Source organism: Mycobacterium asiaticum (assembly GCF_001673365.1).
GTDB classification, from domain to species: domain Bacteria; phylum Actinomycetota; class Actinomycetes; order Mycobacteriales; family Mycobacteriaceae; genus Mycobacterium; species Mycobacterium asiaticum_A.
Genome location: NZ_LZLS01000172.1, coordinates 1 through 10,370 on the forward strand (window position 1 = coordinate 1; position 10,370 = coordinate 10,370).

Annotated in this window: 9 protein-coding genes; 3 read left to right on the forward strand and 6 right to left on the reverse strand. The window is 64.2% G+C overall.

Annotation, left to right across the window (positions count from 1 at the left end; genetic code table 11):
* Nucleotides 1-123: 123 nt before the first annotated feature.
* Complete coding sequence (gene sucD, locus A5634_RS18750; protein ID WP_065145533.1) at nt 124-1,026, reverse strand: succinate--CoA ligase subunit alpha; 903 nt, start codon at nt 1,024-1,026, stop codon at nt 124-126.
* A 19-nt stretch (nt 1,027-1,045) separates the two neighbouring features.
* Entirely contained in the window at nt 1,046-2,209 is a 1,164-nt protein-coding gene (sucC, locus tag A5634_RS18755) for an ADP-forming succinate--CoA ligase subunit beta (RefSeq protein WP_065145534.1), read from the reverse strand.
* A 280-nt stretch (nt 2,210-2,489) separates the two neighbouring features.
* Here sucC and A5634_RS18760 point away from each other — a divergent pair, with 280 nt between their 5' ends.
* Both A5634_RS18760 and A5634_RS18765 read left to right on the forward strand, forming a co-directional pair.
* Entirely contained in the window at nt 2,490-3,554 is a 1,065-nt protein-coding gene (locus A5634_RS18760) for a M23 family metallopeptidase (RefSeq protein ID WP_065145539.1), read from the forward strand.
* Nucleotides 3,555-3,557: 3 nt separating this feature from the next.
* Nucleotides 3,558-4,124 (forward strand): hypothetical protein, encoded by a 567-nt coding sequence (locus A5634_RS18765; RefSeq protein WP_172831740.1) that lies wholly within the window; start codon nt 3,558-3,560, stop codon nt 4,122-4,124.
* A gap of 5 nt (nt 4,125-4,129) precedes the next feature.
* Here the strand turns inward: A5634_RS18765 and A5634_RS18770 are convergent, their stop codons facing one another.
* Complete coding sequence (locus A5634_RS18770; protein ID WP_065145535.1) at nt 4,130-6,538, reverse strand: UvrD-helicase domain-containing protein; 2,409 nt, start codon at nt 6,536-6,538, stop codon at nt 4,130-4,132.
* Nucleotides 6,539-6,597: 59 nt separating this feature from the next.
* The gene (locus tag A5634_RS18775; protein ID WP_065145536.1) at nt 6,598-8,607 is read right to left on the reverse strand and encodes a PPE family protein; all 2,010 of its coding nucleotides are present in this window, start codon (nt 8,605-8,607) and stop codon (nt 6,598-6,600) included.
* 293 nt (nt 8,608-8,900) lie between these two features.
* On the opposite strand from A5634_RS18775, the gene A5634_RS18780 reads away from it, so the two are divergent.
* Nucleotides 8,901-9,215: a chorismate mutase gene (locus A5634_RS18780; RefSeq protein ID WP_081290522.1), complete on the forward strand. Its 315-nt coding sequence runs from the start codon at nt 8,901-8,903 to the stop codon at nt 9,213-9,215.
* A 14-nt stretch (nt 9,216-9,229) separates the two neighbouring features.
* On the opposite strand, the gene A5634_RS29620 is transcribed toward A5634_RS18780, so the two are convergent.
* Nucleotides 9,230-9,727, reverse strand: a complete 498-nt coding sequence (locus tag A5634_RS29620) for a DUF4190 domain-containing protein (protein ID WP_253861743.1) — start codon at nt 9,725-9,727, stop codon at nt 9,230-9,232.
* Between the two features lie 198 nt (nt 9,728-9,925).
* Nucleotides 9,926-10,370: YncE family protein (locus A5634_RS30165; RefSeq protein WP_172831741.1), on the reverse strand; the 445-nt coding region annotated here is incomplete at its 5' end.

Here is a 10,370-nt window from a genome sequence, read left to right on the forward strand (position 1 = left end):
ATTTTTCGGCGTGCCCGGCCAACCCGGGTTGCCCTAGCCCGCGCGAGCAGACGCAGAATCGCACGTTTCGAGCTCGAAACGTGCGATTCTGCGTCTGCTCGCGGTAGAGGGGTGCCGTCGGCGCTACAGGCTCTGCAGGATCTCGCGGGCCAGTGCCGCCGTCTCTGACGGCGTCTTGCCGACCTTGACGCCGGCTGCCTCCAAAGCGTCCTTCTTGGCGGCCGCGGTGCCCGACGATCCGGACACGATGGCACCCGCGTGGCCCATCGTCTTGCCTTCCGGCGCAGTGAATCCCGCGACGTAGCCAACGACCGGTTTGGTCACGTTGGCCTTGATGAAGTCGGCCGCGCGCTCTTCGGCGTCGCCGCCGATCTCACCGATCATCACGATCAGCTTCGTGTCGGGGTCCTTCTCGAAGGCCTCGATGGCGTCAATGTGGGTGGTGCCGATCACCGGGTCACCGCCGATGCCGATCGAGGTGGTGAAGCCGAAATCGCGCAACTCGTACATCATCTGGTAGGTCAGGGTGCCCGATTTGGACACCAGCCCGATCGGGCCGGGACCACTGATGTTGGCCGGGGTAATGCCTACCAGCGACTGACCGGGGCTGATGATGCCCGGGCAGTTGGGGCCGATGATGCGGGTCTTGCCGCCTTTTTCGAGGTTGTAGGCCCACGCATATGCGCTGTCCTGCACCGGAATTCCTTCGGTGATGACCACCAGCAGCGGGATCTCGGCGTCGATGGCCTCGATGATGGCGTCCTTGGAGAACACCGGCGGCACGAAGGCAATCGACACGTCGGCGCCGGTCTTCTCGATGGCCTCCACGACGCTGCCGAACACCGGCAACTCGATCGCGTTGCCGTCGGCGTCTTTGTGCGCAACGGTGGTGCCGGCCTTGCGGGCGTTGACGCCGCCGACGATCTTGGTGCCGGCCGCCAACATCCGCGCGGTGTGCTTGGTGGCTTCGGCGCCGGTGATGCCCTGGACGACGACCTTGTTCTCGGAGGTCAGGAAGATAGCCATTGGGTTATGTCTCCTCAGCTCAGGCGTTCGCCAGCTCGGCGGCTTTGTCGGCAGCTTCGTCCATCGTCGCGACCAGGGTCACCAGCGGGTGATTGGCCTCGGCCAGGATGCGCCGGCCTTCGTCGACGTTGTTGCCGTCCAACCGGACCACCAGGGGCTTGTTGGCCTCGTCACCCAGGATTTCCAACGCCTTGACGATTCCGGTGGCCACCGCGTCGCACGAGGTGATGCCGCCGAAAACGTTCACGAACACGCTCTTGACCTGCGCGTCGCCCAGCACCACATCCAGGCCCGCGGCCATCACCTCCGCCGAGGCGCCGCCACCGATGTCCAGGAAGTTGGCCGGCTTCACGCCGCCGTGCTTCTCGCCGGCGTAGGCGACCACGTCCAGCGTCGACATGACCAACCCCGCGCCGTTGCCGATGATGCCGACCGCACCGTCGAGCTTGACGTAGTTGAGGTCGTGCTCCTTGGCCTTGAGTTCGAGCGGGTCGGTGGCCGCGCGGTCCTCGAACTCGACGTGGCCGGGCTGACGGAAGTCGGCGTTGGCGTCCAGGGTGACTTTGCCGTCCAGCGCCAAAATCTTGTCATCCGGCGTCCTGACCAGCGGGTTCACCTCGACCAGGGTGGCGTCCTCGCCGACGAACACCCCCCACAGCTTCTCGATGGTCACCGCGGCGGAGTCCAGCACCTCGGCCGGCAGATGGCCCTGCTCGGCGATGGAGCGGGCAAACGCCAAGTCGACGCCCTTGACGGCGTCCACCGGCACTTTGGCGAGCCGGTCAGGCTTGGTCGCGGCCACTTCCTCGATCTCCATGCCGCCCTCTACCGAGCACATCGCCAGGTAGGTGCGGTTGGCGCGGTCGAGCAGGAACGAGAGGTAGTACTCCTCGGCGATGTCACTGGCCTCGGCGACCAGCAACTTCTTCACAATGTGGCCCTTGATGTCCAGGCCCAAGATGTTCTTGGCGTGCTCGTAGGCCTCATCGGCGTTCGCGGCGTACTTCACGCCGCCCGCCTTGCCCCGGCCACCGGTCTTGACTTGGGCTTTTACCATCACCGGGGCACCGATCTCCTCCGCGATGGCTTTGGCACCCTCGGCGGTATCGGTCACCCGACCCTGCGTGCCGGGTACGCCATGCTTGGCGAACAGTTCCTTAGCTTGGTACTCGAACAGATCCATGGGGCGTCACTGCCTTTGCTCGGCTTACTTGCTAGGCCAATTAGGGTGGCGGTGCCGACATCCGGCAACTCGCACGGAGGAACTGTATCGACACCCGAATTGATCCCTGTCGCCGCATCCCACCGCTGTGGCGCACGTCACGTCATGTGAATCGGTCTCAAACGTGACCCACGTCACAAAAAGGGCCGGTTTTGACGACGAGGTTGCCAGCCCCATACCTTTGCGGATACCTTCTCAAGGTCCAGATAACGTTATGGTCACGATCCGAGGACATTTCAGGTTGTCCCAGCACCGAATTTCTCGCTCTGCCACCGCAGTGACGGTTCGCGCACCCCGGGATCGCTGGTTGCATCATCACCGCAACGAAGTGACCGAAATCATCCCGTTGGATGACGTTGACGAGATCGACGACCTCGAACTCGCCGATCTCGACGAGATGGACTTCGGCTTCGATTTCTCCGAGCGACTGCTCTCGGCACCCGAACTCGACGACACCGACGACACCGACGATCTGACCCCGCTTTGGCTGGCCGCCCCGGCGACCAGCAGTACTGACGTGCTGCCCCGGCTGACCGTCGACTACGACGACCCGCTGCCCGGTCGCACCCTCGCAACCAATGTCACCGCGGTGCCACGGCGCGGCGGGAGCCACCGCAAGCAGCCGACCAGCGCCGCCAAGGGTCGCCTGCTGATCGGGGCGATGGCCGCCGGTGCGGCAGCCGCTGCGACGCACACGGCCATCGACCAGTCCGACCACGGCAAGGTCGAGACCGTGTTGACCGCTAACGCCTCGTCACTGTCCGGCGGATCCGGAAGCACTGCGCCACGGGGTGTGCAGGTCATCGCCGCCCAGCCGGCGAACGCGGCGCTGCACAACGAAGAACTCGCCCGGGGCGTGGCCTTCGCGGCGGAGCGCGCACAGCGCGAAGCTCGGCTGCAGCAGCCGCTGTACGTCATGCCGACCAAAGGCATTTTCACTTCCAACTTCGGCTACCGCTGGGGCGTGCTGCACGCGGGTATCGACCTGGCGAACTCGATCGGGACACCGATCTACGCCGTGTCGGACGGAGTTGTCATCGACGCCGGCCCCACCGCCGGCTACGGCATGTGGGTCAAGCTGCGCCACGCCGACGGCACCGTCACGCTCTACGGTCACGTGAACAGCACGCTGGTCGGCGTGGGTGAGCACGTCATGGCGGGCGACCAAATTGCGACCATGGGAAACCGGGGCAACTCCACCGGTCCGCACCTGCACTTCGAGGTGCTACTGGGTGGCAGCGAGCGAATCGACCCATTGCCGTGGCTGGCCAAGCGGGGATTGTCCGTCGGCAACTACGCCGGCTGACCGGTGACAGCACCGAACGACCCTCACTCGCACCAACCCCCCGAACTGACCGGGGAGCCGCGCACCCGAATCATTCGGCGAGCGCCGACCGAACCACTGAAGCCACTGCCGGCGTCCGTGCCCACGACTCAAATTCCGCGTGGCTCAACATCTTTAGGACCAGCACCGCACGGGATTCCGCCGCTGCCCGGTGTGCTGCCAGCCGAGCCCACCGCCCGCACGGCGGTGGCAGCCAGCGCCGTCAGCATCATCAGCGGATGGGCCACCTCGGTGGTGGCCACCGACCTCATCGCCGGCTGGTGGCAGACCGACCGACTGTTCTGTATCGCTGTCGGGTTCCTGGCTCTGGTCTTTGCGATCACCACCGTCTCCGGAGTGATCATGGTGCTGCTGCACCGCCCCGTCGGCCGGTACCTCATCGTGGCCGGAGCCGTGGTCGCGTTGCTGACCTATCTGGGCGTGTTTATCGCCGGCGCCCGCGTCGGGTGGATCGTGCACGCGCTGCCGTTGTTGCCGGTGGCGAGCATGGTGCTGACGATGCTCCCGGCTACCAGGCGTTGGGTCGAGTAACGCGCTCAGAGCTTGCTGATCGGAGCGTGGTTGTGCATCAACTTCACCCGCCCCGCGCTGCCGAAGTCGATGAGCGACATCGCTGATTCGCCGACACCGGAGACTTCCTCGACGCGGCCCAGGCCGTACTTGTCGTGAGTCACCCGGTCGCCCGGCTCCAACACGATCAGCGGACGCTTGCCGGCCCCGGTGCGAGCGGGCGCGGACCGGGGCGTGCCGAACCGTCCCGCACCGCTGACCGGCGCGCTGAACGACGGCTTGGGAGCGAGGCGCCGCCAATCGATGAGTTGCTGCGGAATCTCGCGCAGGAAGCGCGATTCCGGGTTCAGCATGGGCTGTCCCCACGACGACCGCACGATCGCTCGGCTCACATACAGCCGCTGCCGGGCACGGGTGATTCCGACGTAGGCGAGCCGGCGTTCCTCGGAGAGCTCGACGGGATCGTCCAGCGCCCGCATGTGCGGGAACATGCCGTCCTCCCAGCCGGTCACGAACACCACCGGGAACTCCAGACCCTTGGCGGTGTGCAGGGTCATCAGGGTCACCAGACCTACTGTGTGCTCGGGGATTTCATCGGTGTCGGCAACCAGTGACACCCGTTCCAGAAACGCTGCCAGAACGCCGGTGTCCGGGACGTCCTCATCGTCTGGGGCGGTATCTGCCAAAGCGGCCATGTTGGCGCGGTCGATGCTGAATTCGTGTGCGACAGAGACGAGTTCGTTGAGGTTGTCCAGCCGCGCCAACTCTTGCGGGTCGGTCGAGGACTCCAATTCCCGGCGGTATCCGGTGCGTTCGAGCACCGCTTCGACCAACTCGCCCAGATCGTCGTCCAGGTGCCCGCGCAGTTCGTCGAGCAGTTCGACGAACCCGGCGATGCACTTTTCCGCCCGGGAGTTGAGCATCGGCACCTTGCCCTCGGCGGCGGCCTGCAGGGCATCGGCGAAGCTGGCGCCGGTGTTTTCGGCGTACACCGCCACGCACGCCTCGGCGCGGTCGCCGATGCCACGCCTGGGCGTGTTGAGGATGCGCCGCATGCTCACCGCATCGCCTGGATTGTCCAGCACCCGCAGGTAGGCGACGATGTCGCGGATCTCCTTGCGCTCGTAAAAGCGCACTCCCCCAACAACTTTGTACGGAATGCCGGCTCGGATGAAAACCTCTTCCAGCGACCGTGACGAATTGTTGGTGCGATAGAAGACGGCGACGTCGTTATAGGTGATCTCGCCGCGATCGGCCAGCGCGTCGATCTCCTCGGCCACGAACCTGGCCTCGTCGTGTTCGTTGTCGGCGACGTAACCCACGATCAGTTCGCCCTCGCCGGCATCTGTCCACAGCCGCTTCTCCCGACGTCCGGAATTGCGGGCGATCACCGAGTTGGCCGCCGACAGGATGTTCTGCGTGGAGCGGTAATTCTGTTCCAGCAGAATCGTTGTCGCGTCCGGATAGTCGCGTTCGAAGTCTTCGATGTTGCGGATCGTGGCGCCGCGGAAGGCGTAGATGGACTGATCGGCGTCGCCAACCACGCACAGCTCCGCGGGCGGGACCTCATCAGACTCGGTGGCGCCGGCTTCATTCGGCGGTCCCAGCTTCGTCTCGCCTCCGCCGGCCCCCGGGCCGACTCCGGCGCGCCTCGCTGTACCGCCGTGCCCGACTAACTCCCGCACCAGCACGTACTGTGCATGGTTGGTGTCCTGGTACTCGTCGACCAGCACGTGGCGGAACCGGCGCCGGTAGTACTGAGCGATATCGGGGAAGGTTTGCAATACGCCGACGGTCTCACCGATCAGGTCGTCGAAATCCAGCGCGTTAGCCGCCCGCAGCCGCCGCTGGTATTCCCCGAACACAGAAGCCACGGTGCGCGCCAGGTCGTCGGATTCGTCGGTGAGGTTGGCCACCGCCTGGTGCGGGTCGATCAGTTCGTTCTTCAGGTTGGAGATGGCGTTGGCCAACAGCCGCGGCGAGTACCGCTTGATGTCCAGGCCCATGTCCCGGCCGATCATCTGCAGCAGGCGGCGGGAGTCATCGGCGTCGTAGATGGAGAAGTTGGAGTTCAGGCCGTCGATCAGAGACGCCTGGTTACGCAGGATCCGCACGCACGACGAGTGAAACGTCGACACCCACATATACCGCGCCCGGGGACCGACCAGGTTCACCACGCGTTCCCGCATCTCGGCGGCCGCCTTGTTGGTGAACGTGATCGCCAGAATCTGGCCGACGCCAACCCCCCGCTCGGCGATCAGGTAAGCGATGCGCCGGGTCAGCACCGCCGTCTTGCCCGAACCCGCGCCAGCCACGATCAGAAGTGGCGAACCCTGATGCACCACCGCCAGGCGTTGTTGCGGATTGAGGCCAGCCAGCAGCTCGTCGACCGCGGATGGACGGGGGTACTGGGCTTGCGTCGCGTGCACACTCATGTCGGTCCAAACTTACCGCCGCGCGGTGACAACCCGGCGGGACAGGCTAGCGGATACGGCTATTGGTCAAATCCCGATTGCTTCACACCCGCGTGGTTGGAGCCCGAGTTGTCGGTGCCCGAGCTGCTGAAGCCCGAGTTGCGCACGCCGGTGTGGCTGAAGCCGGAGTTGTCCGTGCCGGCGTTCATGAAGCCGACGTTGCCGGTGACGCCGCCGTTGGCATAGCCGACGGAGAAGTTGGCCGTGTTGGAGATGCCGATGCTGTTGATGCCGGAATTGAAGAACCCGGTGTTATTGGATTTGGTGTTCTGGACGCCGGTCAAATTGTTCCCGATGTTTCCGTAACCTTCGCTGTTGTTACCGCTGTTCTCGAATCCCGACGTGTTGTTGCCGTGGTTGTTGAAGCCCGAGGTCCCGGTACCGGTGTTGCCGTAACCGGAGCTGGAAAGTCCTGTGTTGGTTGCGCTCCCGGAGCCGGTGTTGACCGATCCGGCGTTCGCAACCCCCGTGTTGATGTTTCCCGAGTTCCAGAACCCGGTGTTGGTGTTGCCCGAATTCCAGAACCCGGTGTTACCGACTCCTGAGTTGCCGTAGCCCACGCTGCTGGCACCGGAGTTGCCGAAACCCACCGTCCCCGAGGTTCCGGAATTGAAGGCGCCCACTGCCTGGCCGCCACCGTTGCCGAAGCCCATGTTGTTGCTGCCGGCGTTCCAGAAACCGAGATTCCCGTTGCCCGAATTGCCAAAGCCCACATTGGTGCTCGTCGTGTTCGAAAAACCGGTGTTGATGTTTCCCGAATTCCAGAAGCCGGTGTTGGTGTTGCCGGTGTTGGAAAAGCCCGTGTTGACGTTGCCCGAGTTGCCGATTCCCCAGTTTCCGTCACCGGAGTTGAAGAATCCGACGTTGTTGTTCCCCGAGTTGAACAGGCCGACGTTACCGACCCCACCGTTGAGGCCGTTGAGGTTGATACCGAACTGGTTGTCGCCGGTGAGTCCGATGCCGAAGTTGTTGTTGCCGGTATTGCCGAAGCCCAGGTTGTTACTGCCCAAGTTGCCGAAACCGATGTTGAAGCTGCCCTTGTTGCCGATGCCGACGTTGCTGCTGCCGAGGTTGCCGTTCCCCAGGTTCGCGCTGCCTCGATTACCGAAGCCGTAGTTGCCGGTGCCGGCGTTTCCGCTGCCGACGTTCAGGTTGCCGGTATTGCCGTTGCCGATGTTGCCGCTGCCGCTGTTTCCGCTGCCGATGTTGCCACCGGCGGTGCCTTGGGAGTTGCCGAAGCCGATGTTGCCGTTGCCTCGATTTCCGCCACCGAGGTTTCTGATTCCGGTGTTCCCGCTGCCGAGGTTGAAGCTGCCGGTGTTTCCGTCGCCGAAGTTGAGGATTCCGTTGAGATTGCCGCTGCCGATATTGAGGTTGCCTTTGTTGCCGCTGCCGAGGTTGACGTTGCCGGTGTTACCACTGCCGAAGTTCACGCTGCCGATGTTTCCGGAGCCCAGGTTGGCGGCGCCCACATTGCTCAGGGTCGCCAGCAGACTCGCGCCCGGGAGGTGCTGCAGCAACTGCTGCCACGGTGCGAGGGCCTCGGCTACCGCCGATGCGCCGGAGTAATAGCCGAACATCGCGCCGACGTCTTGGGCCCACATTTCCTCGTACACCGCTTCAGCGGCCGCGATTGCCGGCGCGTTCTGGCCGAACAGGTTCGACAGCACCAACCGCACGATTTGAGAACGATTGGCCGCCACCGCAATCGGCTGAACTGTTGCCGACCGGGCGGCCTCGAACACGCCCGCCACCGTCCGGGCATGTCCGGCCGCGCCCGCCGCCTGTGTCGCCGCGGCGTTGAGCCAACTGGCATACGGCGCCGCCGCGGCCGACATCGCTGCCGCCGCCGGGCCCTGCCACGCTTGGCCGACGAGGCCCGCGGTGACGGATCCGAATGACGACGCAGCCGCGGACAGTTCCTCGGCCAGCCCGTCCCAGGCGATCGCCGCCTGCAGCATGGGCGCCGACCCCGCGCCACTGAACATCAGCAGAGAGTTGATTTCTGGCGGAAATACCGAGAAGTTCATCAACAGCCCTTTCTGAACTGTCCGAATGATCCCTAGGAAGGCGAGTAGAGACTACGACCACTCGGGCGGTCGCATCGCGGATTTCGCCGAATTACGGCGGGTCAGCCGTCTTTTTATGGCTCCCTTTTTTGCACACGCACGCCACTTGGTGGCACACTCGACGCGTGCTCAACACGCAGCCTCGATTTTTCTACGGGTACCCGCCAGCGGGGCCCGTGGTCTAGCTGCTTTCGCAGAGCCCCGGTCCGCTTCGGCGATTCGGGGCTCGTCTCTTGTGTGAGGCCCGACACCGGATGAGACCAGAACCACCACCTCACGAGAACGCGGAGATTGCAGAAATGAACACCGAGACCCTTGATGCCCAGCAAGTCGGCATCGACGAGTTGCGCGCTGAAATCGACCGACTGGACGCTGAGATTTTGGCCGCGGTCAAGAAACGTGCCGAAGTGTCCCAGGCGATCGGCAAAGTCCGGATGGCCTCCGGCGGCACCCGACTGGTGCACAGCCGCGAGATGAAGGTGATCGAGCGCTACAGCGAGCTAGGTCCCGAAGGCAAAGACCTGGCGATGCTGCTGCTGCGTTTGGGTCGAGGACGACTCGGCCACTAAGCGTTTGAACGTAGCTATTGCGCCGGTGCGGTAATTGCGGCTACTGGCGGTATGGCGGCGGGCACCACCATGCCGTACCCGCGCCGGTAATGAGTTTGGTGGTAACTGTCGTCGTTACCGGCACTGATAAATGCCGCCGTCCAGAAGATTATCAAGCCTACGAGAATCACTCCTCCGACAGTGATCCCTGCAATGGCCAAATTACGGCCGCCTTCACCCGTCCTCTTGATCTGGCTTAGTGCGATGATCCCGAAAATGGGGCCCACGATCGCGCCGATGCCGCAGCACACCCATCCGACCCCGGAAGCCACGATCGACATGACCGCCATCCGATTGGCGCCGTTGCCCCGATGGGCACCGAGTGACGAGGGCGAATAGTCAAACTCCCCCGGCGGGGTGGGCAGATAACCCGACGGGCTCGGGCTCGATGGGGAAAAGCTGAAGTCGCCCGGCGGAGGCGAATAGCCATAATTGGCGGGATCAGGGGAAACTCCGGGGGGATGTTCCGTCACGAGCGCACCTCCTGCGGTACCTGCAAACGGGCGTTATGAGTTTCGTCTGGATTCAGTGTGCACAGATCGTACTCTGCGGATCGTGTGGTGTCGCCTATTCGTTCGTCGGTTTGGCAGAGTTCGGTAACCACCAGTTCGGTCCACGCGAGGACTGTGGAACATCAACCTCGCCCGACCCCCAGGGCACGGGGGGCAGCGTTAACCGCTGATCACTGACACCGTGTCGCTGCCATAGTTTGCGACGTAGATGGCGCCGGTGGTGGGGTCGACCGCGATGCCGTTGGGTATGGAGCCGACGGTGATGGTAGCGGTGACGGTGTTGGTGGCAGAGTTGATCACCGACACAGTGCCGCTGGCCTGGTTAGTAACGAAGACGTAGCCGCTGGTGGGGTTGACCCCCACCCCGGATGGGTTGCTGCCGACGGTGATGGGTGACCCGGTGACGGTGTTGGTGGCGGGGTCGATCACCGACACCGTACCGCTGCCATTGTTGGCGACGTAGACGTTGCCGCCGGGGTTGACCGCTACCCCCGTCGGGTTGCTGCCGACGGTGATGGGTGACCCGGTGACGGTGTTAGTGGCGGGGTCGATCACCGACACCGTACCGCTAACTAGGTTGGTGACGTAGACGTTGCCGCCGGGG

What these genes read in the sequence shown, in the direction of transcription:
- A5634_RS18770 (WP_065145535.1), bottom strand. Translation starts at nt 6,538, where the DNA reads ATGAGTGTGCACGCGACGCAAGCCCAGTACCCCCGTCCATCCGCGGTC.
- A5634_RS18775 (WP_065145536.1), bottom strand. Translation starts at nt 8,607, where the DNA reads ATGAACTTCTCGGTATTTCCGCCAGAAATCAACTCTCTGCTGATGTTC.
- sucC (WP_065145534.1), bottom strand. Translation starts at nt 2,209, where the DNA reads ATGGATCTGTTCGAGTACCAAGCTAAGGAACTGTTCGCCAAGCATGGC.
- sucD (WP_065145533.1), bottom strand. Translation starts at nt 1,026, where the DNA reads ATGGCTATCTTCCTGACCTCCGAGAACAAGGTCGTCGTCCAGGGCATC.
- A5634_RS18780 (WP_081290522.1), top strand. Translation starts at nt 8,901, where the DNA reads ATGAGACCAGAACCACCACCTCACGAGAACGCGGAGATTGCAGAAATG.